Raw genomic sequence first — 25088 nt, forward strand, 5'->3', positions numbered from 1 at the left:
TTTGAGCATGGCGGGCTAGTTCAGACGCGCGATTTCGGTCGCGATCTGCTCGGGGGCGATTTCACCCAGATGAGTCTTGGCCAGACGGCCGTCGGCGTGAAGAAACAGGGTCACGGGAATGCCGACTGTTCGATAGTGGCGCGGAACCTCCATCGCCGTGTCGAACAGGACGGATTGAAGGTTCAGATCTTCATTCGTCAGGAAGCGACGCACGACGACATCGCCTTCGCCCTGATTGATGAAAAGGAAGCGTACGTCCGGGTGTTCGATCTGGGCCTGCGCCAGGGCGGGCATTTCCCGACGGCAGGGCGGGCACCAGGTCGCCCACAGGTTGATCACGGCGGGACGACCGTCGACAGCCGACAGGTCGACAGGCGGCCCCTCAAGCGCGCTCAGGGTGAGATGGGGCGGAGGCAGGGGCTCGGTGGCGGAGACCAGTTGATAGGCTGTCGTCCAGACGAGCGCGCCGACCGCCAACGGCGCCAGGGCCCAGGCGCGTTCTCGCCTGGTCCGCAGCAGTACGACCATCGCGGCGATGATGACCGGCACGGCCCATATCCAGCTGAAGCCGCCTTGCCAGACCGCCAGGGCGCGCCACGGAGCGTCCTGGAAATACTCCCAATGGGTCAGGACATGACCGAGGCGAGCGGCTGCGATACCGCCGAAGGCGACGACGCTGCTCCAGAGATTGAAGCGAGGGCTGACGCGAGTGGCGAGAAGGCCCGTTCCAATGATGAAGACGAAGACACCGGCCAGGATGGCGAAACGTTCGCCTGACAGGACCAGCGGGCCCAGGGAGACGGCGTTCATGACCTCGCCCCGGCGTGTTCCAAAGCGGTCTGGACCTGTTGAGCCGTCATATCGCCGATCAGGCGGGCTCCGGTCGCCTCGGTGGATGAAGCGGTCAGGAAGATCATGGTAGGCGGCCCGGCCACTCCGTAGCGCTTCATCAGGTCACGCGTCTCAGCCGTATTTTGGGTAACGTCGACCTTGATCAGGTCTGCTGCGGCGAACGCAGCGATCGTCGCCGGATCGGCCAGAACGCGACGATCAACGGCCTTGCAGATCGTGCACCAGTCGGCGGTGAAGTAGAGGACGGCCGGACGGCGGACATCGGCGGCGCGAGCCAGGGCCTGCTCCAGCGTCGCCTGATCCTCGACGATGGCGGTCGGGACGACAGATGGCGTCGCGGCCGCGCCTGAATTGGCCGACATCAGGGGCGCAAGCGGCCGCCAGGGGTCGACCGCGCCGAGACCGAGGCCGATCAGGATGAGGGCGCCCCATAGGCTCGCCGCCAGTCCGGCGCTTCGGGCGAGGTTCGAGATCAGATTGTTCGTCGCGGGGCTGAAGAGCCCGAGCACGGCGGCGGCGGCGAAGCTGAGCGCCGCGCCCGTCGCCAGGGTGACGGCCGGCGGCAGGATACGTCCGGCCAACCACCAGGCTATGCCTAGGAAGGCGAAGCCGAAAGCCATCTTGACCCGGTCCATCCAGGGACCCGCCTTCGGCAGGAAGCGAGCTCCGGCGGTGCCGAACACGATCAGGGGCACGCCCTTGCCCAGCCCCAGGAAAAACAAGGCCGCCGCGCCCAGAACCACGTCTCCCGTCTGGGCGATATAGAGCAGGGCCCCGGCCAGCGGTGCGGTGACGCAAGGGCCGACGATCAGGGCTGAAACGAAACCCATGGCGGCGGCGGATGGCGCTGAACGCCGCCCCTGTCCTTCTTCGCGCGAGAAGCGATTGGTCCATGCCGAAGGCAGTTGCAGCTCGAACCCGCCGAACATGGAGATCGCCAGGGCCAGGAAGATGAGGCTGAGGCCGCCGACGGCCCAGGCCGATTGCAGGGCGACCTGCAGGTTCTGACCCGACCAGGCGGCCGCGACGCCCAGCAAGGCGAAGGCGGCGGCCAGACCCAGAACATAGGCGATCGACAGGATCAGGCCTCGCCTTGTTCCTCGGCCGTCCACGCCGCGACCGATGACGCCCGCGAGGATCGGGTACATGGGAAAAACGCACGGGGTGAAGGCCAGCAGAAGGCCGAAGCCGAAGAAGGCCGCCAGCACCCACACAGCGCCGCCTTTCAGCGCCAGGCTGTCGATCAGGCCGTTCGAGGTCGGAACCGCCTCAGACGGTGCGAGAGGCGACGGCTCAGGGGCTGCCGGTTCGACCAATGGCCCGGTCGGCTCGGTCGAGACGTCCTTCGGCGGTTGAACGACGGAGACGATAGGCGTGGCGGGCGCGGGCGTCGTCGGGGCCGATGCCGGCGATTCCGGTTTCGCGGGCGTTTCGACGGTCCGCGTCGTCGGCGGGTAGCAGATGGCGTCCTCAAGACAGCCCTGGAACGTGACGTCGAGCGAACGGGGCGCGCCCGCCGCAGCCAGGGCCTCGGCCGACAGGACCGCGCGGCCCTTGCCGTACCAGACGTCCACGACGCCGAAACCTGGATCATCCTTGCGCTCGCCAGGAGCCAGCCTCAGCGGCAGGGCGTCCGTGGCGCCTGACGCCGTTGCGGCTGTATGATCCCGATAAAGGTAGTGTCCCGGCGCGATGGTCCAGTCGAACGCCACATCGCCGTCGGCTTGGCGCGACACCTTGAGCACGAAGGCCTGGTCGAGAGGCAAGGGCGCTTGCGCCAATGCCGATCCGCCCAAACCGATGATGAGCAGAAGCAGCATGACGCTGACGAAGCGTTGAAGAGACATCATGGCGGGGACAGGTCGTAGAATGAACTTAAGTCAGGCTTAAGCCGCGACCCGCAAATCGAAATCATGAGAATTCTCGCCATTGAAGACGATCCGGTTCTGGCCGACGGGCTGAGCGTCGGCCTGAGCGCTTGCGGCTGGACCGTCGAACAGGTCGCCACCGTCGAGGAGGCGAGGGCGGCGCTGGAGGCGTCGGGCTTTGACGCCGTCGTGCTGGATCTCGGACTTCCGGACGGCGACGGTCTGTCGGTGCTGCGATATGCGCGCGAGCGAGACATGGATGTCGGCGTCGTGGTGTTGTCCGCGCGCGACGACAGTCGCGACCGCATACAGGCGCTTGACGCCGGCGCGGACGACTATGTGGGCAAACCCTTTGACCTTGACGAACTCGCCGCCCGACTGAGGGCGGTTCGGCGGCGGTTGCTGGGACGGTCATCGCCCGCCTTGCGTCACGGGGATCTGACCCTTGATCCGAAGGCCCGACTGGCCTGGCGCGGTGACGGCGACCTGTCGTTGTCGCGTCGCGAGTTCGCCGTTCTCGAAGCCCTGATGGAGCGGCCGAGCCAGGTGCTTTCGCGCGCGCAGCTCGAAGAGCGGCTCTATGGCTGGCAGGAGGATATCGGTTCGAACGCCGTCGAGGTTCATATTCATCATCTACGCGCCAAGCTGGGCGCCGGCTTCATCCGCACGGTTCGCGGCGTCGGCTATACGCTGCAATGAAATCGATCCGCTTCAGGCTGTTCGCCACACTGGCACTCGTCACCGCCCTGGTATGGGGCGGGGCGGTTCTGTGGGCCGAGGTGCATACCCGCGCCGAGGTGCAGCAGGTTCTGGACAGCCGTCTGATGGAATCCGCCCGCATGGTGTCCTCGATGATGCGGGCGGGCGATGTTCGTCCTGTCATCCAGGCCTCTGAAACGAAGGCCGGCCACGTCTATGATCGCCAGCTCTCCTGTCAGATCTGGTCGATGGACGGCCAGTTGCTGGGACGATCCCAAAGCGCGCCCGTAGAGCAGTTGTCCGGCGGAGAGGACGGGTTCTCCGAGCGCGAGATTCGAGGGGAGCGATGGCGCGTCTATACCGTCAGCGATCCGCAGGCCGGATTTCGGGTGATGGTCGGCGACAATCTGGCGGTCCGCGAACATCTGGTCGGAAGCGTCGTGACAGGCCTGATCGGACCGGCGGTTCTGGGGCTGGCGGCGCTGGGCGCCCTGATTTGGTGGTCGGTGGGGCGAGGCTTGGCGCCGGTCCGTCAGATGACCGACGCTTTGAGCGCGCGCGATGCCGATGATCTGGCTCCCATCGACGTGTCCCACGGCGCCCGTGAGTTTCAGCCGTTCGTCCTGGCCTTGAACGAGCTGATCGGCCGCCTGGGCGCCGCACGGCGCCGGGAGGCGGAGTTCACAGCGGCGGCGGCGCATGAACTGCGAACGCCGCTGGCGGGTCTGCGGATACAGGCGCAGATCGCCGCCGCTACGGACGACCCGTCGATGCGGCGACATGCGCTTGAGCAGATCCAGACCTCGGTCGATCGCACGGCGCGGCTGGTGGCGGGGCTGCTGGCGCTGGCGCGCGAGGATGAGACCCCGATCCAGAACGAAAACCGCCGATTGATCACCCTGAGGCAGGCCTTTCCTGCGGCCGCCTCGGATGAAAGGGTTCAGTTCTTCGGGGAGGACGGCCTTCTGTATGTCGATCCTGTTCGCTTTGGCGCGGCCGCCGACAATCTGCTGGCGAACGCCCGGCGTCATGCGGACAAGCGGATACGCATCGGACTGGAAATGACGCTCCGGTCCCCGCGTCTGGTCGTCGAGGATGACGGGGCGGGGGCGGCTGCGGACGAGCTTTCACGACTTGGACAGCGCTTCTTTCGGGGAGCCGGCGGTCGTCATGAAGGTGCGGGACTGGGACTGTCGATCGTTCTGGCGACGATCAAGGCCCATGGCGGCGAAGTTCGCTTTCTGAACTCGCCTCTGGGCGGCTTGCGCGTCGAGCTCTTGCTCGATCGGATCAACATCCGAAGCGCCGGTTCCGGCGAGGAAGGGCGAAAGTCGGATTGACGCCCGTGCTGTCGAGCGATCCGATCATTGCATTCACACGGCGACGCTGGCAGGCAAAGCTATATCGGGTGGGGCGCAGGCGCCCTGGGGGTTGATGGGATTGGAGTTGGCGTGAACAAGATCATGAGTTTGCTGGGAAGCGCCCTTTTGAACCGGCGAATCGTGGGCGCCGCCATTCTTGCCGTGGTCCTGTTCACCTTGGCCGTCGATCTGGCGGGTCTGGTCTTCCCGTGCCCCTACTGTCGGGTCCAGAGGTTCGCTCTTGGCGTCCTGGCGCTCATCTTGATGCTGAAATCATATGACGCCCTGTGGTCGCGCTATATCGCCGCCGTCGTCGGAATGATGGGCCTAGTCGTCGGGATCAGCCAGAATTTTAATCATATCAAGAAGATCAACAATGGCAGCTTTGACTGGTCCGCCCTTTGGATCGGTCACCCCTGGATATTGTCAGGCCTGGCGATCCTGGCTTTGACTTGGCAGCTTTTCCTGATTTTCGACGTCGATACGCGTTCGGCTCGGTAAGACCCGCCCGGCTGGGGTGCTCTGGGCGGCAGCAGTAGTGAGCAGGGCAAGACAGCCGCTCCAGCGGGGAGCGCCCCAGTAGCAGCAGCCGCCCCCTGAACGGATCGCAGGCGCCTAGCGACTGATGTCATCTCAGCGGAGTTGCTCTTTTCGTGCGACAAATCCGCATGGCCAATCCCGCGACCAGTGATGGTCTGGTTGTCATGGGCTAACAGGATTGGGGAGAGGATCGGCGCTTTCGGAAATAGCGAATATTTTCGAGGCCATAACACCCCCGAGTGGCTCCGCTTCGCGGAAGCTTTTCGAACTATCTGCCTTCTGCCAAATCGAGAAGTAGGGGCTTTGTTTGAGATGGTACGATTCTTCTATGAGGAACGACGGGAGGCTCCTGATCTCCCACCAACTTGAATCGTGTGCCTCTTCGGGACCGTGTTTGCCGAGGAGCACGCACCGACATTTCTCGCCGGGCAGGATCATCGGCCAATAGCAACAAGGACAGCGCCCTCCCGCACTTACAACCTCCCTGGTTATACCAATCTAGGGAACATTAACCCTGCGAGTTCAGTGGCTTGCAGGGTTTTTGCGTTCTGTATCCGCGCAGTGTCTTTGGGCCGTTTTCAATCGGTCAGGGGAGAAGTGGGGCGCCGTCCCGAAGGAAGGCGCGCCTTTGCCGATCCAGTACGGCCACGTCCGCGCCCGGAGGGATCATGTGGACGTCGTCCCTCATCCCTTGATGAAGGCCAGGATGTCCGCGTTCACCACATCGGCGTTAACTGTCAGCATGCCGTGCGAGAATCCGGGATAGATGATCAGTTTGCTGTTCTGCAGCAGCTTGTCCTGCATCAGGGCGGCGGTCTTGTAGGGCACGACCTGATCATCATCGCCTTGCAATATCAGGGTCGGCACGGTGATCGCCTTCAGGTCTTCGGTCTGATCGGTTTCCGAGAAGGCCTTGATGCCTTCATAGTGGGCTTTGGTGCTGCCCATCATGCCCTGACGCCACCAGTTGTCGATCACGCCCTGTGAGACGTCTGCGCCGGGGCGGTTGTAGCCGTAGAAGGGGCCGGCGGGCACGTCGATGAAGAACTGCGCCCGATTGGCGGCCAGGGCGACGCGGAAGCCATCAAACACCTCGATCGGCGTGCCGTCAGGATTACTGTCGGTCTTGACCATCAAGGGCGGCACGGCGCTGACCAGCACGGCGCTGGCGACGCGGCCCTGGGGCTGGCCGAACCGGGCGACGAAGCGCGCCACCTGTCCGCCGCCGGTCGAGTGACCGATATGGATGGCGTTCTTCAGGTCCAGATGCTCGGCAACAGCCGAGGCGTCGGCGGCGTAGTGATCCATGTCGTGCCCGTCGCCGACCTGTTCCGAACGTCCATGCCCGCGCCGGTCATGGGCGACGACGCGATAGCCCTGCTTGAGGAAGAAGAGCATCTGGTTGTCCCAGTCGTCTGCCGACAGCGGCCAGCCGTGGTGGAAATGGATTGGCTGAGCCTCTTTGGGGCCCCAGTCCTTGTAGAAGATGTCGACACCGTCGGAGGTGGTCACGAAGGGCATGGGTGTTCTCCTGAGGTCATCGGAATTGGCCGGCGGCCGTGATTGGAGTCGGCATGTGAGGGACAAGTTGGGCGTCTTGCGTGACATCCAACTGGACCAGGGTTGAAGCGCCGAGGCCGTCGAGCAGTTGCGTCAACGGCCCGCCTTCTCGCTTCAGTGTGATCCCTGAAGGCAGGACCTGCTGGGCGAAGCGCAGGGTGTTGGACTGCACGCAATCTGGCGCCGCTGGCCGTCGATGCGGTTCAACATGGTGTTGGTTCCCATGCGCGACTGCGAGGGAAGTGTTCGGAACTTCGGCGTCGGCAGACTGAGGCTGATGTCCGGCGTCCCGTCCGGCGCGGCGACCGAGGCCGTAATCCGGGACCAGAAGGCGACATCGATCGGGGTCAGCCACTTGGGCGGTTGAGTGCCCTCGACACCGCGCGCACGGGCAATGTCGGTGTTGACCGGCAGGGCAAGGAGGTGGGCGAAGAAGCTGCGGCGCTTCATCGACCGTACCAATTCCACCGCATGCGAGCCGCGTGCCTGGGGACGTCGGACGACCACGACGACCGAGGCCTCGTTGTTGGGATCGTTGTCGCAGACCCGATAGGCGAAGATCGTCAGCGCCACGAGTCCGTAGCCGGGCAGGGCGCGCAGCGGCTCCAGTATGTCCACGAGGCAGGCCTCGCTCCCGGCGCTCATTGTTCTGACTTTGCCTGCTATGCTTGTCGACGCGGAAAAAAGGCGGCTTGCGGCTGAACTAGGGCAGGGCTTCACCATGCTCGCTGTAGTCGAGGCCCTCGATCTCGGCCTCAGTCTGGACCCTGAGGCCGACTGTATATTTGCAGATCATGAGCACCATGAAGGTGCCCGCTGCGCTCCAGACCATGGCGCCGCCAAGGCCGATGGCCTGTTTCAGGACGGTGGCCCCTTCGGCGGCCGGATTGATGGCGGCATTGGCGAAGACGCCGGTCAGCAGGGCTCCCGCAATTCCAGCGACGCCATGCACCCCGAAGGCGTCCAGGCTGTCGTCATATTTGAGCTTATGCTTGAGCCAGACTGCGCCGGCATAGGCGATCGGACCTGAGATCAGGCCGATCAGGAAGGCGCCCTTAGGGTCGACGAAGCCGGCGGCGGGGGTGATGGCGACCAAGCCGGCCACGACGCCGGTCAGCAGACCCAGAAGTGTTGGTTTCTTTTTCAATGTCCACTCCACCGCAATCCAGCCGACGGCGGCGGCTGCGGGAGCCAGCAGGGTGTTGAAGACAGCGACGGCGGCGATCTCATTGGCGCCCGCGGCCGAGCCCCCGTTGAAGCCCATCCAACCGACAAACAGCAGTCCGGTGCCGATGGCGGTGAAGGCCAGGTTATGAGGGGCCATGTTGTCCCGGCCCCAGCCGTGTCGCGGGCCGAGTACGACGGCGCAGACCAAGCCGGCCACCCCGGCGTTGACGTGAACGACGGCGCCGCCCGCGAAGTCGAGCACGCCCAGTTCTCCCATCCAGCCGCCACCCCAGACCTGATGGCAGATCGGCGCATAGACGATCAGGTGCCACAGGGTGAAGAACAGCACGCTGGCCGAGAATTTGATGCGCTCGGCGAAGGCTCCCGCGATCAGGGCCGGAGTAATGATGGCGAAGGTCAGTTGATAGCCGATCCACAGAAACTCGGGCAGGCCCGGGGTCAGGGCGTGGGCGGTGTGGGTTCCGACCCCGTTGAGAAACAAGGCTTGAAGCCCTCCCACGAAGTTGTTGGCCGCGCCGTTGATCGTGCCGAACGACAGGGCGTAGCCGGCGACGAACCATAGGACGGTGACGATCGCCATGGCCGCCGTGGAATGAGCGATGGTGGCGATCAGGTTCTTTTTCCGAACCATGCCGCCGTAGAAGAGGGCCAGGCCCGGCAGCGTCATCATGAGCACCAGGGCCGTCGATGTGAGAATCCAGGCTGTGCCCGAGCCATCCAGCGCCAATGGGACCTGGTGTTCCAGTAGGGGCGGCGCGGCCGCCAGGGCTGGCGCCGAAAGCGCAACAGCGAAAAGGCCGCAACAGAATGCTGCGGCCTTGGAAATCGTCTGTGGGGTCATGAGGGTCTCGGGGAGAAGACGCGGGGAAAATGATGTCAGGCGGGCTGGGCGGGCCTGACGCAGGCTTGAGCGGCCTCGCCGGCGGTCGGTTCTGGCGTGATCTCCGCGAAGGCGCGTGCGCGCTGCTCCCCCAGCCACGGCTGTTCGCTGCGGAAGACAACTGGGTGGAATGATCCCGTTTTTTGCATCTGCGTATTAAAGGGTGCGGCCGCGAAGTTAGCAAAAGATTTTTTACCGATCCCGGAGTCGTGATGCAATATAGGTATTATTTACCCAATATTTTCTAGTTCATAGAACATATGATCAAATTTTAGGTTGCGTTGCGATAATGGAATGCGCAGGTCCAAGGCCGCTGAATAACGGCTCGGCGCCCGCCGCGCGTCCCCGTTTTCTGGCGTCTTCCTGGGTGAAATCCAGAATCGCTCCAGTGGACCACGCCCAATAGGTCTGGGCAGACGTTATCTGGCTGACGGTAAGCGGCGGTGTTGGACGCGAACGGAACTCTGGGTCTTGCCTCCAGGGCAGGAGCCTATTTGCAGGCGGGCTGGAGGGCGAGCCAGGCGCGGGCGGCGTCCACCGCATCCTCGCCTTCACCATCGATGACCTGATCCGGCTCGATACCATCTGGGTAGGTTCGGCCGTTTCGATCCACCATCATGGCCGTGGTCACGACCACATTGGCGCCGTCGGCTAGAGGATACCCCTCGTTCGAGGAGGCGACGCCATAGGTGCGGGCGCCGAAGCTGCGGGTGAGCGCCCGGCCGGCGAAGGCGATCGCAACGCCCTCGCCGGAACTGGCGGTCGCGTCATCCAGCAGAAGCGCGACGGGGGAGGCGGCGAGCGACGGGATCGGGCGCCACTCGTCGATCGACATCATTGTGAGGCCGCGCCCCTGTTCGGCGAGCACGACTGCGGAGCCTTCCTTCAAGGTGGCATAGTCCTCGATCCGTCCGTCGGCGTCCTCGCTCCGGCCCTGCGGACCGTCCCCGAGCAGACCCGAAAGCCCGATCAGCATCGGCCACACATTGCCGCCCGTATTGCCTCTCAGGTCCAGGACATAGCCGCAGCTGCGCGGGCCGGCGTTGGCGACCGCGCCGAACAGGCGAGAGGCGTAGGCGATGGCCTTTTCACCAAAACCAGAGACGGACGGCACGGTGATCAACTCGGCGTCATGATCGGGGCCGACAGCAAGCGTGTGGGCTTCTATCTCCGCCCGCTTCATGAACGGCGAACCTGGACGAGGCCGAGGCGGCGCGTCAGGCATGAGCGGGCGGTCGCCGTATCGCTCGCGCCAGGCGGCGATCGCGTCGGGGGTCGGTTGGACGAAGGAATGGCCGTCGCCCAATCCAGCCGCCAAGGCCGCCCAGGCCGGAAGCATGTCGATGTCGTCGCGGGCGCCTTCGGCGCGATGGCGCATATCCTCGGCCAGGGCGTCCCAGTCGACCTGCCGGCTGCGATAGGCCACGGGGCGAACGACAGCGATGGCGTCTCTGATGCGCGTCTCGGCGTCGAAACGTTCGGAAGGCTGCTGGATCAGCGACACGGCGGCGAGAAGGGGAAGGAGCATGACGGACCAGAATGATGTTCAGGCTTGGTAGTCAGCGGCGCCGGCGAGCGGCCAGTTAAATTTCGGTCATGCGGGCAGATTAAAGGTCAGCAACGGGCTGGGCGCGGTTCAAGCGCTTGGCCGCTACCGGTGTCGGCTTTCCGCGCCGACGCCAATGATCGCTCAAGGCGCGTTGCTGACCTTGGTGGCTCGTCGCGCCGAACGTCCTCCAGGGGGGGAGTGGACCTCAACATCGTCGCAGAGTAATCAGGGCACGACGACCGACATCCCTGCTTTGACGCGATCCAGAGCCACAAGGGTTCGGTAGCTGGCCACAAGGTCGTTCTCGGCGAACCACCGTCGGGTCAGGCCTTCATAGACCCTCATGTCGGGGGCGATAACGATCAGCATGAAGCTGACGCCGCCGGTTACGTAGTAGCATTGCTGTACTTCGGGCGTGGCGCTGAACAGGGCCTTGGCCCGGTCAACGGTGTCGGCGCGCTCGTCGTGCAGCACCACCTAGACAATGGCGGTGATAGGCATCATGATCGACCCTGGCTACATTGGCCTGGATTACGTTCGCCGCCTCCAGCGCCGCGATTCGGCGCTGCACCGCAGCGGCTGACAGGTTCACAGACTGGCCGATCGTGCGCTGGGGCGTGCGACGCATAGGCGATCTGCGAGGCCAGTCATCCTACCATGCAAGGACCGCCAGCTCGGCGACGCCAAGCAAAGCTGTTCGATCGATCTCTCGTTGCCAGCATCCAAACGCTATAGTAACGGGCGGGGCGCTGTCTTCCCTAGGCAGAAATGTCGATGGTGTTGTTGGCGAAGCGGCCTTTCGCTCTCAGCATTACCTCGCACCCGGACGTGAGGCCCTGACTTACAGAAACTCCTAGGCCTCCAGCCGTGGGGTTTCTGTAGGCTTGGCCCAGCGTCAGCAACGCCGCAAGGCTGACGTGCACTTCCAACTGGAACTTGCCTAGGCCCACCGCCGGGATGAAGTCCACGCGGTCAATCAGCTGGCGCAGTTCCGTACGCACTTCCTCGCCGTCCTCGCTCTCGATCGCCGTATGCAGATTTTCCGCCAGCCGGCGGTAGACCTCCATGCCGCCGGAGTGAAGTTGGATCACGGATGGGGTGCTGTCGGCCGCCATTCGGGCTTGGATCTCGCTTCGGCGGATCTTCAGCGGGGTGCTGATCATCTTCAGTTCGTCCGTTTCGATCGCGCCGTCTAGGCACATGGTCTGCGCGCGCTTCAGTTTGCGTTCGATGTCCGCCAGTTCGCGCTCCAGCGGTGCCCGTTCGACCTGAAGGGCGCGGCGCTCTGCTTCCGCGCCGGCGTGAAAGGTTCTGACGGTTTCGGTGATCGCTTCCGGGGCTAGCAGGTGGGTCTTGATGCCGGCAAGGACGCGTTCCTCCACCGTTTTGGCGGCGATAATCTTGCCGTTTGAGCAGGTGCCGCGATCGAAGCGGCCGCTGCAGTTGTACTTGTCGCCTTTCAGCGTCATGGCGGAGCCGCACAGACTGCACTTCATCAGTCCGGACAGCAGGCGTTTCGGTTTTCTGATGAGCGTCTTGGGCTGTCTCGCCTGGACGCAGAGCCGGGCTTGGACGGCGTCCCAAAGTCCCTGATCGATGATGCGCAGGTGCGGGACGGGCTCCCGCAGCCATTCCTCAGGCGGATTCAGAACCGAAGATCGCCTGCCCGTGTCGGGGTGCTTGCGGTAGCGACGTCGATTGAAGACCCGCACGCCGATATAAAGTTCCTGGTGCAGGATGCCGTCCTGGGCGCGGCGGTTGCCGTGAATGGCCGAGGGGGTCCATTCGCCGCCACGCGGGCCAGGTTCGCCGTCGGCGTTCAGCTTGTGAGCGATGGCGCGGGCTGACATTGCGTTGCGGCCGAAGTCGGTGAAAATCTGGTGGAGGATGCTGACCTGGCGGGCGTTGGGCTGCAGTTCGCCCTTGCCAATGATATCGTAACCAAAGCAGCGACCTCCGCCAGAGAAGCCAGCCTTTACTCGTGCGGTCAGGCCGCGACGTGTCTTCTCTGCCAGGTCGTGCAGGAAGAGTTCGTTCATCATGCCCTTCAGCCCGATGTGAATTCTGTCGATCGGGCCTTCGGTCAGGGTCTTCAGCGCGACGCCGGCGTAGGTGAGGCGTTTGAAAATGCCGGCGAGGTCCTCCTGGTCGCGCGAAAGTCGGTCGAGCGCCTCAGCCATGACGTCGCTGATTTCCCCGCGCTCTACGGAGGCGAGGAGCGCGCGTAGTCCTGGTCGGTTGGCGATCGCGCTGCCGGAAACGGCCTCGTCCATGAACTCGAAAACTTCTGTGACGCCCTCAACTCGGCTGGCTTCGCGCAGAAGCGTGATCTGGTCTTTGGTCGACCGGGCGTTCTGGAGGTCCGAGGAATGGCGGCCGTAGAGGGCGCGTTTCTTGGAACTGAGGACACCTCGTTGCATCAGCTGGGCACGCTCCTCCTCTCAAGATGCTTGGTGCTCATTGGAAAATCTTCATTCAGACAGGAGGTCAACCTGCGCTACGGGCGCAACCCGGTCAACGATCGGCGCTATGCTTCTTCGTCGATAGGGGCGGGCTTCTCGCGAAACCCGCCCCCGCTGAGGGCTACAGTCCGAAGGTCACCAAGCCTCGCTCGTCGACCCGCCATGCCGATTGAAGGCGATCTCCCATGCATGATCGTCTGGATCCGCGACGTAGCCCCGAAAGCCACCGTGTGGCGGCGCATCGGCCTGGCGACGGATGCGGCCCCTGAAGCTGGCCAGCCGGTCGATCAATGAGGAGACTTGATCCGGCTCATTTACATTATGAGCGAGGTTGAAGGCGCCAGGCAGCTTCAACCCCTCCCTCTGCATGTTGAGCTCGCTCTCCAGCCATGTGCCGAGAACGAAGCCATTCATTTGGTAAAGGAGGATTTCGTCGTTCTCGAAGACGGCCGACCCACCTGAACCCCTCTACGTAAAATTGTCTGGATCTAGCCAGATCAGTGACGCTTAGCGTGATGACCGAAATCTCCTTTGCTCGCCGCCTGCACCATGCAGACCGCGTGAAGATCGGGGGACTCGCCGCTGGCGGCGCCGGACAGACCCGCTTGCGCGAGGGCCGGACTAACCGCCAGCCTGCCTTTTCGACGGTGTCAGATTAGGCGGAATGCTTGGCCAGGCAAAGTCGGCCGTACGATTGACGGGCGGCCCTCCGCTGCTGGCGCAAAGCTGCGATATGGCTTGCGTTGCGGCCTTTCATTCCGGATGGAGCACCATCCAGGCTACGACGTCCTGCCGTCGAAGGTTAAGGCTGTCCTCATGGAGACGGCGCGGCGCCTTGCGCTGGTTGCGGGCGAGCCTCCGCCAGACGACGCCCTCTATTTCGTCCTGAACGGCGCCCTCGGCTTCCTTCCGTCCGGGCAGCGGGTCTGCGTGGGCGTGATTCCTCCCGGCAGCGTTCTGGGCTGGGAGGCCGCCGTCGGCGCGACCCTCCATGCTCATGAGACGCGAGCCGTCCTGCCGACCGAGGGCTATGTCGCGCCGTTGAAGCCAGTCCACGCCGTGTTGAGGGACGCCTGGATTCACCAGTTTCTCGCCGCCTATGCCGCGTCGCGCGCGCGCGCGCTCGGCGTCGAGGCCGCCTGCAACGCCCGGCATACGGCCCTCCAGCGCCTGGCGAAATGGATCGCGCGTCTTCATGCGGCCGACGGTGAGGAGAGGGGGGAATTCCCATCACCCAGGGCGAATTGGCGGACATGCTCGGCTTGCAGCGCACCAGTATCAACGCATTGTGCCGCCACCTGCAGGATCGGGGAGCTGTCCAGATTCGTCCTGCCCGAATCAGGACGAGCTTTGGCAGGCGGCCTGCGATTGCGACGCCGGGCTGGCGGAGGGCGCTCTGGAACGGCGCCTCCGCAACCGGTTGAACTAAGGGGCACAGCCCTTGCGGGAGCCGAAACCGGACGGCGGCGTTGCTTGGGAATGACTTCGATGCAGGACGCCGCGCGGGCGGACGACAGCGCCTATATTCGCGATCTGGGCCGAGCCTTCGGCGGCGCTCTGCTTTTCAGCCTGCCCCTGCTGATGACGATGGAGATGTGGGCGCTCGGCTTCGCTGCGGAACCGGAGCGGCGTCTCGTCTTTCTGCTGGCGGCGCTGCCGGTGCTGTTCGGGTTGGCGCATTACGCCGGGTTTTCGGCACGCCGGGGTCCGGTCAACAATGCGCTGGACACCCTGGTCGCCCTGGCTGTGGGCTTCGTCACCGCCGCTGCGCTTCTGCTGGTCTTCAACGTGCTGGATCTGAGTTCGCCGGCGTCCGCCGTGGGGCAGATGTCCCTGCAGGCGGTGCCCGCCGCGCTGGGCGCCCTGGCGGCGCGACGCCAGCTGTCGGGCGATTCGGACGAGGGCGACGAGGATGAGGCCTCCTATCCGGGCGAGCTGTTCCTGATGCTGGCCGGCGCCCTCTACTTCGCCATGAACCTGGCTCCGACCGAGGAGATGCGACTGATCGCCTATATGGCCACGCCGCTGGGCGCGTTGGGTGTGCTCATTCTGTCGGTGATCCTGCTGCACCTGATCGTCTTCGAGGCGGGTTTCGCGGGGCAGGAAGAGGCGGAAACGCCGGTTCGGGCCTTCTTCGACTTCACCCTGCCGGGCTACGCCCTGTGCCTGCTGGCCAGCCTCGCCATGCTGTGGGTGTTCGGCGGAGCTGACGGCCATGGGCTCCAGGCGCTCATGGCCAATGTCGTGATCCTGGCCTTTCCGGCGGCGATCGGGGCCGCGGCCGCGCGGCTTCTGGTGTAGCCGTGACGGACAAGGAGAAGCAGAAAGCACGGAAGAAGGGCGTGTCGCGGCTGCAGTGCGCCTGCGCTCTGATTGGCCTCGTCATCACGCTCGGCGCGGCGGGCGTGCTGGCGCGAGCGGCTTTTTCGGTTCCGTCGCCGGCGGCGCTGACGATCAGAAGCGAGGCGGTTCGACCTTCATCCGGCGGATGGGTGGTCGACGTCGTGGTCGCCAACCAGGGCGACCTGGCCGCCGCCGCCGTGGATATCGAGGGTCAGGTCGGCGGCGAACGCTCCGGCGCCTCGCTCGACTATGTCCCCGGGCGGGGAGAGAAGAAGGCCAGCCTGGTCTTCTCGCAGGCGGACAAGCCAGAGCCGGCTTTGCGCGTGCTGGGCTGGTCGGAGCCCTGACGCTCCGAACGCCGCCGCTCGCCGATTGCCGGCTGCGATCCTCGTTAATCCGTCGTGCCGCACCGACATGAACTCGCGGTCAGCTTGGCCACATCCAGAATGGAGGCCTTGCCGCGACTGAACCGCACGCCGCCCGTCGCCTGAAGGTTGCGCGCCGCCACGTTGATGCTGGTGCGTTGGACGCCGAGCATGGCCGCCAGTCGGGCCTGATTCAGGCGAACCGGCGCGCCGTTCCCGCCGTGATGCAGGCGAAGCAGCCATTTCGCCAGCCGCTCCGACACCCGGTGGGAGGCGTTGCAGGCGGCTTCCTGTTCCAGAAACGTCAGACGCTGGACCGCCTGCAGAGCGACGAAACGCGCCAGCCAGTCATACCCCAGCGCTTCGCGTGCGGCGGCGGCGGGAACCTGGAACAGCCGCACGTCCAGCAGGGGGCGAACCTGTGCGCCGCTGCCGCTGAAGCCGAGGGCGTGATCCCACCCGTAGACGGCGCCGGATACGACCGGCGCGACGCAGACCTCGCTGTCGGGCGGGAAGGCGCCGAGCACGCCGGAGATGACGAACCAGAGGTGGTCTCTGTCCAGGGCCAGGCGCGCATCACCCGGGAGATCGACTTCCGTCCCTTCCGCGATCAGGCGCCGCTGCGCGTCCGGCGGCAAGGCGTGATAGACCGGATGATCTCCGATATGGGCGCGCGGACGCCCGGGAAGCGGGACGGACGGAGGCAGCGTGGCGGCGGAATCTGCAGGCATGAGCCCTCCTGGGGAAGGAGCCGTGCCATGAATGCAGGGGGGCGCCACTTACATGGGTTAGTCGCCGAAGTTCCGCGCGTCCGCGAGAGCGTCGGCTATGCTGAGGCCGGCGGCCAGCGCCAGGCCCGACAGGTCGGGCAGGATGGCGCGGCCCGTCCGGTAATCAACGAGGCCCGCGCGGCGAAGCTGCTGCAGGGTGCGGTTCATATGCACGGCGCTGAGGCCCAGGATGTCGGCGAGCATGTCCTGGGTGAGGGGAAGATGCAGGACGCCGGGTTCGACAGCGCCCAGACGGCTTTGCCGCTCGTACAACTCCAGCAGGAGGTGCGCGGTGCGCTCATAGGCGCTGAGCCGACCGAGCCGGATCACATGTCGCGCCAGCCGCAGACGCTCCGCAGAGCGAAATTGGCGCCAGGCCTCCAGGAGGCGCGGGCTGAAGTCCGCACCTTCTGAAATGGCGTCCCACAGCAGGGTTGCGTCGAGGGTCGAGGCGTCGGTCAATGCCCAGACCGCCATATCTGCGTCCACCGAGTCGGTCGCCAGGATGACGTCGCCGGGCAAACTCAATCCCACGATCTGCCGACGACCGTCCTCCAGCATGGCGCCCCGCGCCACCCAGCCGCGCGCTACGACCCGGGCGTCCTTGCGTTCGGGATGAAGAGGGATGGGGCCGCCGGGAGGGTGGGCCAACGCCGGACCCCGGAACCAGCCGCGAATGCGATCGACGTCAGAAGACGACAGCACGGCGAAGCTGGAAAGCATCCGTTCCAACGACGCCGCCGCTATGTCTACATCATCTTGATAAGACTGATTCTTCATCCCCCTGACCAACAGCACGGCCAGGGGTGTTTCGTTCTTTACATAGGTTAGTCGCAGCGCCGCCGCAGGGCTGATAGATCGGTCTCAGGCGCGATGGTAGGAATCCGCGCACAAGGTTCGCAGCTGGCGCCAAGTGGCCTTGCCTTCGAGCTGGAACAGCTCGGCCTGGGTATAGCGGTCGGATATCAACGCCTTGCGGACCTCGCTTGGGATACGGAAGCGACCGCTGCGCGCCAGCTCAAAGGCCCGCTCAATGACTGGTGTCCTGTTCACAATGCAAACTCCCCTGTTACGCGAAACCAACGCAGCTAGGCCGTAGCCGGTTCTTTGTGTCGCCTTTGCGGCGTTACGGAACCGGGCGGAGGCGAGCTTGGCGGCAACATTCGCCGTCGGGCGACGTTGAGCTTTGGCAAGCGTCAGCGGAGCCGCCCCATGCACGACCATAGCCGCCTGTTGGAGAACAAGCTGGAGCGTCGCGACGCCCTCGGGGACGAGGAACGACAGGCCTTGCGAAGCGTGCTGGTCAATATCGTAGTCAAGCCGGCGGGCAGCGACATCGTTTCACAGGACGCCCTGGTCGATCACTCCAGCTTGGTTATCGGGGGGTTCTGCGCGCGCTACCGCGACCTGAGCGATGGGCGGCGTCAATACACCCAGATCAACCTTCCCGGGGATTTCATCGACCTGCACGGCTTCGTGCTGAAGCGGGTCGATCACGGGGTGCGCGCCTTGACCGATTGCCTCATCGCAGAGGCTCCCCACGACCGTCTGCGACGCCTGACGGAGCAGCACCCGCACTTGACGCGTCTGCTGTGGCTGGAGACGGTGGTGGACGCCGCCATGCATCGCGAATGGCTCTTGGCGCTGGGGCGGCAAGAGGCGCTGGAGCGGACCGCCCTGCTGGTCTGTGAAGTCTACACCCGCCTGGAAGCCGTCGGACTCGCTCGCGACGGAGCCTTTCGTTTTCCGATCATCCAGGCGGAGATCGCCGACCTTCTGGGCATGTCGGCGGTGCATGTGAACCGCACGCTGAAAGTCATGCGAGAGGCGGGGTGGCTGGAATGGAGCGGGGCCGACGTCCGCATCCTCGCCTGGGAGCGACTGGCCGATGCGGCCGAGTTCAATCCGTCCTACCTCCGACTGGAGAAGCTGCCGGTCTGAGGCGGTTCGTCCCCGCCGCCGACGAGGCGGCGGGGAGACCGGCCGTCAGGCGGGTTGCAGCGCCTCGGCGTTGACCGCAGAATCGGCGATGGCCGTCAGGTCCTCGTCCGTCTGGCTTTCCTCCTGGAGGGTCTCGTCCAGCAGTTTGACGGCGTCCTTCAACCCCATCACCTGCGCCCATCGCTTCAGCGTGCCGTAGCGGGTGATCTCATAATGCTCGACCGCTTGGGCCGCGGCCAGCAGACCCGCGTCGAGCGCCGCCGTGTCCTTGTATTCCTCGGCGATCTCGTCGCCCTCGGCCAGGATGCCTTCGATGGCGTCGCAAGTCTTGCCGCGGGCGGGCTTGCCGATGATCTCGAACACCTGCTGCAGGCGCTCGATCTGTCCTTCCGTCTGCTCCCGATGCTTCTCGAAGGCCGCCTTGAGCTCGGGTGATTGAGCCGCGCGGGCCATCTTGGGCAGAGACTTCAGAATCTTGCGCTCAGCGTAATAGATGTCGCGCAGAGTGTCGTGAAACAGGGTCTGCAGCGTTTTCTCGGCCATGGTTGTCTCCTCAAAACGAGTGGGCGCCTTCGAAGCGGGAGATACGTCGCGGCGTTCCGGTGTGTCTGCATCCGGACAGACGCCTAGACCCGCCCTATGAGGCGCGGAAGTCTGCCGACGCGTAGAAAAAAGGGACGGACCGCGGCCCGCCCCTCTCGCTTCGCAACGGGGTCGGCGTCAGCCGCCCAGGCTGGACTGCAACTGCTTGGCGCGTTCCAGGTGCGCTTCGATCTTGGGCAGGACCGTGCGGGCGTGCTCGGCCAGGGCCGGGACATCTGTCTTGTCCGAGAAGCCGCGATGCAGGGTGACGGCCTCCTCGTGGGCGGCGACCTGTTGATCGATATAGGTCTTGTCGAAGCTCGCCGCCGTGGCCGAGCGCAGGTTATCGATAAGACCCTTGCGACGCTGATCCAGTTCGGTCGGCACGGCGGTGTCCGGCGCCGCCTGCGCGGCGGCGGTCTTCAGGGCGGCTGAGGCGGCCGTGTGATCGGTCTTGATCATCTGGGCCAATTCCTTGACCTGGGCGTTCTGCGACCGTTCCAGGGCGATGTCGGCGGCCTGGATTTCGTACATGTCGCCCATGGCGGCGTTGGGAACATAGGCGCTGACCATATTGGCGCCCATGGTGGCGGCCGAGGTCTGGCCGACCGGCTCGGAAACGGCGTCCTGAGCCTTGTCGACGGCCTCGGAACCCTGTTGCTGGTTGCAGGCCGCCAGGGTGAGAGCGGCGGCCGAGACGGCCATAACGGCCATGGTTTGTTTCATCATCAGTGAATCTCCTTGCGATGGATCAGGATTTGGCGGCCATGCCCGGCGTGTCGGGGGCCAGCTCTTCCGCCTGGGTCTTGGGCGGCGGGGCGTCGGCCTGCTGCAGCCCGTCGTCAGGCGTTTCTCGAATGGACAGGATGGCTTCGTGCGCCCGCATCAGGGGCGCGGCGGCGTCTGCGGCCTGCGCGTCCGTGGGCGAGGTCACGCGCAGGCGCCGCTGCGGGCCGCTGTCGCTGCCGACCACCACTTCATAGAAACGCATGACGGCCTCCCATGAGGACGGCGGGGGGCGGGCGAGTGCGAAGTCGGTTCATTCTTTCCTCCCTGTGACAGGAGGTTAAGCGGTCAGGCGCGCCGCCGTTCCAAACGGCCAAGCCTGAACACGCCGTTACATGGCGCGCTCCAGAGGCGCTTCCGTACCCGTCATGCGCGGATCCGCAACCTTGGTCTGGGTGCGCAGGAAGCCCGTCGCGGCCGTGGCCAGATACACGACGAACAACAGGGCCAGGATGGCGCCGACGATCATCATCAGCCGCCGCGGCTGTCGCAGGATCGGGGGCTTTTCCTTGTTTGCGAGGGGCAAGAGGAACTCCTTTCGTCGTGGAGGAGAAGGAAAAGGCGCGCGGCCCGTTCCATACGGCGCCGGTCGCTTCTCGATTTTCCGGCGCGGTGGTTCGAGGCCTTCTCCAGGCGAGCCGCCGTCACGCTGTCGAGGATGACGCGCGCCGGCGAGCCGAACCCCGCGGGGAACGCTCGCGCAGGGTGCGACTTAGGAAGGCACGCCTTCAGTCGTTCAGAGGAGCTGTCATGTCCGACCGCCTGACCATGCAGGATCCCCGCAATCAGTATCCGCGCCCGCCGTTTCCGCGTCAGCCTCAGCCTGCGCCGGGCCTGGTCGCCAGAATGGAGCCTCAGCCTGATCACGGGGAGGAGGCCTATCACGGCCACGGGCGATTGAAGGGGCGGCGCGCCCTGATCACCGGCGCTGATTCCGGCATCGGTCGCGCGGTGGCCATCGCCTACGCCCGTGAGGGCGCCGACGTGGCGATTTCCTATCTCCCCTCGGAGGAAGCCGACGCGCGCGAGGTGATCGCCCTGATCGAGGCGGAGGGCGTCAAGGCGCTGGCCCTGCCGGGGGACGTGCGCGACGAGGCGTGGAATGCGACCATGGTGGAGCGCGCGCTCGAGGCCTTCGGCGGCCTGGACATCCTGGTCGTCAACGCCGGCCGGCAGCAGTTCCGCAAGGACGTGGGCCAGGTCTCGACCGAGGATTTCGACGCCACGCTGAAGACCAATCTCTACGCCCTGCACTGGCTGTGTCAGGCGGCGACGCCGCACCTGCCGCCGGGCGCGGCGGTCATCACCACGGCTTCGATCCAGGCCTATGAGCCGTCGGATATCCTGCTGGACTACGCCACCACCAAGGGCGGGATCGTCACCTACACCAAGGCCTTGGCCAAGCAGTTGATCGAGAAGGGCGTGCGGGTGAACGCCGTGGCGCCGGGCCCCTTCTGGACAGTGCTGCAGCCCAGCGGCGGCCAGCCTCAGGAGAAGGTCGAGAAGTTCGGCGCCCACAGCGCCTTCGGCCGCCCGGGCCAGCCGGTCGAGATCGCATCCGTCTACGTGCTGCTGGCCTCGCAGGAGGCCAGCTTCGTCACCGGCGAGGTCTGGGGCGTCACCGGCGGCGCCGGGATCGCCTGACCCTCTTCAGACCTCGAACACGCGATAGGGCGTATCGCCCAGCGCGCGCAGAACGGGCAGGGCGACGTTGTAGACCGGGACACCGCGGGCGGTGCGGCCTTCCGGCGCGCCGCGATGAGCGTGGCCGTGCAGCACCAGCTTGACGTTCTCATAACGATCGACGACCTCGGCCAGCCGCGACGAGCCGAGGAAGGCGTGAATCTCGGGCGGCTCGCCGATCACCGTATCCACCACGGGGGCGTAGTGGAGCAGAACCACGCTCCGCTCGGTGCGCAGGGTCCGGATCGAATTCTCGATGAGATTGGCGTCCTCCACCGCCTCATTGACGAAGGTCTTGATCGAGGCCTCGCCGAAGGAGCTGAGCATGTAGCGGCCGAAACCGCCGACGAAGCCCTTGCCCCCGGCGAAGCCGACGCCGTCGATTTCATAAGCCTCGCCGGTCAGCATCCTGACCCCGGCCTCCGTCAGCATACGGGTCACTTCCTGCGGCTGGCCGCACTCGTGCTCGTGATTGCCAAGAACGCCGACCATGGGGATGCGGCAGGCGCGCAGGTCTTCCAGCAGGTTCTCCACCTCGACCGTCTTGCCGAAATTGACCAGGTCGCCGCACAGGCACAGCACGTCGGCGTCCTCATGCACCCGGTCGAACAGGTCGCGATAGGCGCGATGCGAGGTTTCGCCCACGTGCAGGTCGGCCACGGCGGCGACGCGCAGCTTCTTCTTCGGCCCGGACTCCATGCCCGGCTGGGGCGTCTGGCCTTCGGGGGCGGCGGCGGTGTCAGGCGACGGGGTCATGGCGCTCCTCCAGGCCCTTGCCCACCACGTCGCCGAAGCCCCATTCGGAGATGTCGGCGATATAGTCGCGCGGGCTGAACAGACGGCCTCGGCAGACCTTAACGCGCGGCGGCGGCAGATCGACCTGGGCCTGAAGGCGACCGATCAGTTCGGTCATCAGCCAGGCGGGCACGAGGCCGCGCTCGGTCGGATAGGCGAAGCGGAAGTTGAGCAGGTGCGCCATCAGCACCTCCCAATAGAGGTCCATCTGATCCAGCAGCGACTTCCAGTCGATGGCCTCGGCCTGTTTCAGGATGACGTGGTTCACATCGGCGCCGTCGTAGCGATAGCGGTCCTGGATGAAGGCCTTGGACAGGATCAGGGCGGTCGGCGGGGTGATCGTCACCTCATGCCCGTAGACGGTGATGCGGTCCGGCCCGAACCAGCTGTCGGACACGGCGATCGTGCCGTTCGACATGGCGAAGATCACGTCGAAGAAATGCTTGTCGTCCTTCCAGACCTTGGCGATCCAGCGTTCGTCCTCGACGTCGGTGCGATAGCCGCGCGCTTGGAAGAAGGCGAGGATTCGAGGGTAGTCGCCGGGCTTGCAGAAGACGTCGAGATCCTTGGTCGGCCGACGGATTCCCGTATAGGCGGTAACCGCATAGGTGCCCGACAGCAGGAAGGGCACCCCGGATTTCTTCAGCAGGCGCAGGGCCTCCTCATAGAAGGCCTGGGCTTCGGGCGGTGGTTCAAAAGCAGGGTCGGCGACCGTGTCGGACATGGGGTGCGGGTTCCTGAACAGGGCAGGGGAACGGCGCATATCGAAGCCGGGTTCCGCCCCGGAGGGCGCAGGCCTGGCGTGATCCGGGTCGGTGAACCGTCGCTGCACGCAGGCGTTGGCCCAGGATGGTCGATGCCGTCTGGACACCTTATTGCGGGCCCGCGCCCGATCCGGCCGAGGCGCTGAGCCGCTGGAACGGCGACCCGGTTCTCTGGGCCGTTCTGACGGCTGCGACGGTCGCGGGGCTGGTTCTGCTGCGCGGACCGGAAAAGGGGCGATGCGCGGCGGCGATGGCGGTGCTGGCGATCGGCTTTATCTCGCCTCTGTGCGCGCTGAGTTCGGCCCTGTTCACCGCACGGACCTTGCATCACCTTTTGCTGGTGCTGGCGGCGGCGCCCTTGCTGGCCCTGTGTCTGCCCCGGCTGAAACGGCCGCGTCTGGCGGCGGCCACCGCGGTGCAGGCGGTGGTCTTCTGGGCCTGGCACGCGCCCGGACTCTACGCTCAGGCCCTGTCGCATGACGGGATCTATTGGCTGATGCAGATCAGCATCCTGGGGAGCGCCGTCTGGTTCTGGGCGGCGGTGCGAAGCGCCAGGGGCCATGCGGCCGTGGCCGCTCTGCTGGCGGCCATGCTGCTGATGGGGCTGCTGGGCGCCCTGATCGTGTTCGCGGGCCAGCCCCTGTACGCCCCGCATTTCGCCAGCACGCTGGCCTGGAACATGACGCCGCTGGAGGATCAGCAGGCGGCCGGGCTCATCATGTGGGCGCCGGCGGCGGCGGCCTACCTCCTGGTCGCACTGTGGCGGATTCACGGTCTGCTGAAGCCGGCGGGCGAGGCGGCGGCATGATCGACCGGCTGATCGCCCAGGCGCTGGAGTGGGCCGCCGGTCATCATGATGAGGGGCGCTATTCCCCCGTGGCCATCTGGTTTCACTGGATCATGGCGGGTCTGGTCGTATTCCAGCTGGGCTGGGGCTGGTGGATGGGGCGGCTGCCGGTCGGCGGCGAGAAGGTGGCGGCCTATGAAGTGCATTTCGCCGTCGGCGTGCTGATGCTGCTGCTAGTCATCGGTCGCCTGACCTGGCGGCTGGTCGCGCCGGACCTGATCAATGACGCGGACAAGCCGGGCTGGGAAAGCACCGCCGCCCACGTCACCCACTATGTCTTCTATCTTTGCCTGTTCGGCCTGCCGCTGTCGGGCTGGGCTATGATCTCGGCGACGGCGCGGGACACCCAGCTGGCGGCGGCGGGCTTCATCCCCTGGCCGCTGTTGCCGATGCAGGATCTGTCGAACCGTCAGCTCTGGGCGGTCGAGGCGACGGCCGAGTGGATGCACTGGGGTCTGGTCCTGACCCTTCTTCTGATGATCCCGATCCATGCGGGGGCGGCGCTCAAGCACCATCTGATCGATCGGGACGACGTATTTCACGCGATGCTGCCGGTCGTGCCGCAGCCGAAGCCGAAACGGACGCGCTGGCAGAGGCGTTGGCGTGCGCTTGAGCGGCGGGTCGGGTCGACAGCCACGCGGCTATGGCGCGGGCTTCTTCTTCCGTCAGATGCTGGACGGCGGCGGCCATGACGCCGCGCGGGTCGTTACGCCGCCGGCCGGACTTCCAGCGGTCGATCTGCTCCAGAGTATAGGCGGCGGGCTGCCGGGCGACGATCGGCTGACCTGCGCCTGCGCCCTGGCCTTCAGTTCCATGGCAGGCGGCGCAGGCGGTGATCCCTCGTGCTGTGTCGCCGGTCAGCCAGATCGACGGCGGAGGGGCGGCTGACGCACCGGCGGGCGGAGCGGGCAGTCCGGCGTACCAGGCGGCCACGATGCGGCGGGCGTCGGAGTCAAGGCCGCGCGCCACGCGGGTCATGACGTCGTCGGGACGCAGGCCGCTGGCGTAATCCTCCATCTGCTTCTGCAGATAGCCCCGGTCCAGACCTGCCAGGCGCGGCGAGGAAACGCCGTCGCCTTCGCCTTTCAGGCCGTGACACGTGAAGCAGGCGTTGCCCGCGCCGCCCGCGCCGCCGCTCATGGCGATGATCTCGCCGGACGCCTGAAAGGCGCGATCGGTCTCACCCGGCGTCGTATCGCAGGCGGCGAGGGTCAGTCCCAGAAAAGCGAGGGGCAGGGCGCGCACCCCGATCC

At 65.5% G+C, this 25088-nt stretch carries 30 protein-coding genes and 1 pseudogene; 10 read left to right on the forward strand and 21 right to left on the reverse strand.

From position 1 onward, the window contains the following. Window positions 1-15 precede the first annotated feature (15 nt). Both ACWGL1_RS04685 and dsbD read right to left on the reverse strand, forming a co-directional pair. Window positions 16-810, reverse strand: coding sequence for a prolipoprotein diacylglyceryl transferase family protein (locus ACWGL1_RS04685; RefSeq protein ID WP_452111327.1), 795 nt, complete (start codon window positions 808-810; stop codon window positions 16-18). Then, complete coding sequence (dsbD, locus tag ACWGL1_RS04690; protein WP_452111328.1) at window positions 807-2702, reverse strand: protein-disulfide reductase DsbD; 1896 nt, start codon at window positions 2700-2702, stop codon at window positions 807-809. The genes ACWGL1_RS04685 and dsbD overlap by 4 nt, the downstream gene beginning before the upstream one ends. A gap of 63 nt (window positions 2703-2765) precedes the next feature. On the opposite strand from dsbD, the gene ACWGL1_RS04695 reads away from it, so the two are divergent. From ACWGL1_RS04695 to ACWGL1_RS04705, 3 genes are read left to right on the forward strand one after another with little or no spacing between them, the layout of a single operon-like run. Beyond that, window positions 2766-3419: a response regulator transcription factor gene (locus ACWGL1_RS04695; RefSeq protein ID WP_343829313.1), complete on the forward strand. Its 654-nt coding sequence runs from the start codon at window positions 2766-2768 to the stop codon at window positions 3417-3419. Continuing rightward, a complete protein-coding gene (locus tag ACWGL1_RS04700) occupies window positions 3416-4759 on the forward strand; it encodes an ATP-binding protein (protein ID WP_452111329.1) in 1344 nt (447 codons plus the stop codon). Before ACWGL1_RS04695 ends, ACWGL1_RS04700 begins: the two co-directional genes overlap by 4 nt. 27 nt (window positions 4760-4786) lie before the next feature. After that, window positions 4787-5281 (forward strand): disulfide bond formation protein B, encoded by a 495-nt coding sequence (locus ACWGL1_RS04705; RefSeq protein WP_452111330.1) that lies wholly within the window; start codon window positions 4787-4789, stop codon window positions 5279-5281. Window positions 5282-6004: 723 nt separating this feature from the next. Here the strand turns inward: ACWGL1_RS04705 and ACWGL1_RS04710 are convergent. The 9 genes from ACWGL1_RS04710 to ACWGL1_RS04750 form a co-directional block, all read right to left on the reverse strand. Further along, complete coding sequence (locus ACWGL1_RS04710) at window positions 6005-6841, reverse strand: alpha/beta fold hydrolase (RefSeq protein ID WP_338575520.1); 837 nt, start codon at window positions 6839-6841, stop codon at window positions 6005-6007. A gap of 153 nt (window positions 6842-6994) precedes the next feature. Continuing rightward, window positions 6995-7498 (reverse strand): hypothetical protein, encoded by a 504-nt coding sequence (locus tag ACWGL1_RS04715; protein WP_291782087.1) that lies wholly within the window; start codon window positions 7496-7498, stop codon window positions 6995-6997. An 85-nt stretch (window positions 7499-7583) separates the two neighbouring features. Then, the gene (locus tag ACWGL1_RS04720) at window positions 7584-8909 is read right to left on the reverse strand and encodes an ammonium transporter (protein WP_291782083.1); all 1326 of its coding nucleotides are present in this window, start codon (window positions 8907-8909) and stop codon (window positions 7584-7586) included. A 529-nt stretch (window positions 8910-9438) separates the two neighbouring features. Continuing rightward, window positions 9439-10476: a S41 family peptidase gene (locus ACWGL1_RS04725; RefSeq protein WP_291782077.1), complete on the reverse strand. Its 1038-nt coding sequence runs from the start codon at window positions 10474-10476 to the stop codon at window positions 9439-9441. Between the two features lie 246 nt (window positions 10477-10722). Beyond that, a complete protein-coding gene (locus tag ACWGL1_RS04730) occupies window positions 10723-10974 on the reverse strand; it encodes an Lrp/AsnC ligand binding domain-containing protein (protein WP_291782074.1) in 252 nt (83 codons plus the stop codon). Further along, entirely contained in the window at window positions 10940-11125 is a 186-nt protein-coding gene (locus ACWGL1_RS04735) for an Lrp/AsnC family transcriptional regulator (RefSeq protein WP_366936260.1), read from the reverse strand. Before ACWGL1_RS04735 ends, ACWGL1_RS04730 begins: the two co-directional genes overlap by 35 nt. A 130-nt stretch (window positions 11126-11255) precedes the next feature. Then, on the reverse strand, window positions 11256-12917 hold the full coding sequence (locus ACWGL1_RS04740) for a recombinase family protein (RefSeq protein ID WP_291782071.1): 1662 nt from the start codon (window positions 12915-12917) through the stop codon (window positions 11256-11258). A 177-nt stretch (window positions 12918-13094) separates the two neighbouring features. Then, entirely contained in the window at window positions 13095-13373 is a 279-nt protein-coding gene (locus tag ACWGL1_RS04745; protein WP_291782068.1) for a VOC family protein, read from the reverse strand. Window positions 13374-13712: 339 nt separating this feature from the next. Then, complete coding sequence (locus ACWGL1_RS04750; protein WP_452111331.1) at window positions 13713-14156, reverse strand: hypothetical protein; 444 nt, start codon at window positions 14154-14156, stop codon at window positions 13713-13715. 32 nt (window positions 14157-14188) lie between these two features. Between ACWGL1_RS04750 and ACWGL1_RS04755 the strand changes: the two genes are divergently transcribed. From ACWGL1_RS04755 to ACWGL1_RS04765, 3 genes are read left to right on the forward strand one after another with little or no spacing between them, the layout of a single operon-like run. Next, window positions 14189-14383 carry a helix-turn-helix domain-containing protein gene (locus tag ACWGL1_RS04755; RefSeq protein ID WP_452111407.1) on the forward strand — a complete coding sequence of 65 codons (195 nt, stop codon included), beginning with the start codon at window positions 14189-14191 and terminating at the stop codon, window positions 14381-14383. 55 nt (window positions 14384-14438) lie between these two features. Next, the gene (locus ACWGL1_RS04760) at window positions 14439-15260 is read left to right on the forward strand and encodes a TIGR02587 family membrane protein (protein ID WP_338578620.1); all 822 of its coding nucleotides are present in this window, start codon (window positions 14439-14441) and stop codon (window positions 15258-15260) included. A 2-nt stretch (window positions 15261-15262) separates the two neighbouring features. Continuing rightward, window positions 15263-15649 carry a hypothetical protein gene (locus ACWGL1_RS04765; RefSeq protein WP_338575508.1) on the forward strand — a complete coding sequence of 129 codons (387 nt, stop codon included), beginning with the start codon at window positions 15263-15265 and terminating at the stop codon, window positions 15647-15649. 44 nt (window positions 15650-15693) lie between these two features. Here the strand turns inward: ACWGL1_RS04765 and ACWGL1_RS04770 are convergent, their stop codons facing one another. From ACWGL1_RS04770 to ACWGL1_RS04780, 3 genes are all read right to left on the reverse strand, one after another. Beyond that, window positions 15694-16398, reverse strand: a complete 705-nt coding sequence (locus ACWGL1_RS04770) for a Crp/Fnr family transcriptional regulator (RefSeq protein WP_291783661.1) — start codon at window positions 16396-16398, stop codon at window positions 15694-15696. Window positions 16399-16455: 57 nt separating this feature from the next. Next, the gene (locus ACWGL1_RS04775; protein ID WP_291783740.1) at window positions 16456-17160 is read right to left on the reverse strand and encodes a Crp/Fnr family transcriptional regulator; all 705 of its coding nucleotides are present in this window, start codon (window positions 17158-17160) and stop codon (window positions 16456-16458) included. 141 nt (window positions 17161-17301) lie between these two features. Continuing rightward, complete coding sequence (locus tag ACWGL1_RS04780) at window positions 17302-17490, reverse strand: hypothetical protein (protein WP_343831521.1); 189 nt, start codon at window positions 17488-17490, stop codon at window positions 17302-17304. 159 nt (window positions 17491-17649) lie between these two features. Here ACWGL1_RS04780 and ACWGL1_RS04785 point away from each other — a divergent pair, with 159 nt between their 5' ends. Continuing rightward, window positions 17650-18378, forward strand: a complete 729-nt coding sequence (locus tag ACWGL1_RS04785; protein WP_291783667.1) for a Crp/Fnr family transcriptional regulator — start codon at window positions 17650-17652, stop codon at window positions 18376-18378. A 45-nt stretch (window positions 18379-18423) separates the two neighbouring features. Here ACWGL1_RS04785 and ACWGL1_RS04790 read toward each other — a convergent pair whose 3' ends face one another. From ACWGL1_RS04790 to ACWGL1_RS04805, 4 genes are all read right to left on the reverse strand, one after another. Then, a complete protein-coding gene (locus tag ACWGL1_RS04790) occupies window positions 18424-18921 on the reverse strand; it encodes a YciE/YciF ferroxidase family protein (protein WP_291783670.1) in 498 nt (165 codons plus the stop codon). A gap of 177 nt (window positions 18922-19098) precedes the next feature. Further along, window positions 19099-19689 carry a DUF4142 domain-containing protein gene (locus tag ACWGL1_RS04795; protein WP_291783673.1) on the reverse strand — a complete coding sequence of 197 codons (591 nt, stop codon included), beginning with the start codon at window positions 19687-19689 and terminating at the stop codon, window positions 19099-19101. 22 nt (window positions 19690-19711) lie between these two features. Continuing rightward, window positions 19712-19951, reverse strand: a complete 240-nt coding sequence (locus tag ACWGL1_RS04800; RefSeq protein ID WP_291783675.1) for a hypothetical protein — start codon at window positions 19949-19951, stop codon at window positions 19712-19714. A gap of 126 nt (window positions 19952-20077) precedes the next feature. After that, a complete protein-coding gene (locus ACWGL1_RS04805) occupies window positions 20078-20272 on the reverse strand; it encodes a hypothetical protein (protein ID WP_291783679.1) in 195 nt (64 codons plus the stop codon). A gap of 224 nt (window positions 20273-20496) precedes the next feature. Between ACWGL1_RS04805 and ACWGL1_RS04810 the strand changes: the two genes are divergently transcribed. Next, the gene (locus ACWGL1_RS04810) at window positions 20497-21390 is read left to right on the forward strand and encodes an SDR family oxidoreductase (RefSeq protein ID WP_291783682.1); all 894 of its coding nucleotides are present in this window, start codon (window positions 20497-20499) and stop codon (window positions 21388-21390) included. Between the two features lie 6 nt (window positions 21391-21396). Here the strand turns inward: ACWGL1_RS04810 and ACWGL1_RS04815 are convergent, their stop codons facing one another. Continuing rightward, window positions 21397-22185, reverse strand: a complete 789-nt coding sequence (locus ACWGL1_RS04815; protein ID WP_291783684.1) for a metallophosphoesterase family protein — start codon at window positions 22183-22185, stop codon at window positions 21397-21399. Beyond that, window positions 22169-22987, reverse strand: coding sequence for a hypothetical protein (locus ACWGL1_RS04820; RefSeq protein ID WP_452111332.1), 819 nt, complete (start codon window positions 22985-22987; stop codon window positions 22169-22171). Before ACWGL1_RS04820 ends, ACWGL1_RS04815 begins: the two co-directional genes overlap by 17 nt. A gap of 86 nt (window positions 22988-23073) precedes the next feature. On the opposite strand from ACWGL1_RS04820, the gene ACWGL1_RS04825 reads away from it, so the two are divergent. Next, the gene (locus tag ACWGL1_RS04825) at window positions 23074-23796 is read left to right on the forward strand and encodes a cytochrome c oxidase assembly protein (RefSeq protein ID WP_291783690.1); all 723 of its coding nucleotides are present in this window, start codon (window positions 23074-23076) and stop codon (window positions 23794-23796) included. Beyond that, on the forward strand, window positions 23793-24527 hold the full coding sequence (locus ACWGL1_RS04830; RefSeq protein WP_291783692.1) for a cytochrome b: 735 nt from the start codon (window positions 23793-23795) through the stop codon (window positions 24525-24527). The genes ACWGL1_RS04825 and ACWGL1_RS04830 overlap by 4 nt, the downstream gene beginning before the upstream one ends. Here the strand turns inward: ACWGL1_RS04830 and ACWGL1_RS04835 are convergent. Beyond that, a pseudogene (locus ACWGL1_RS04835) lies at window positions 24520-24975 on the reverse strand (c-type cytochrome); the annotation flags it as partial. The gene ACWGL1_RS04830 and the pseudogene ACWGL1_RS04835 overlap by 8 nt on opposite strands. Window positions 24976-25088 lie beyond the last annotated feature (113 nt).

It is taken from the genome of Brevundimonas sp. NPDC055812 (assembly GCF_053616535.1).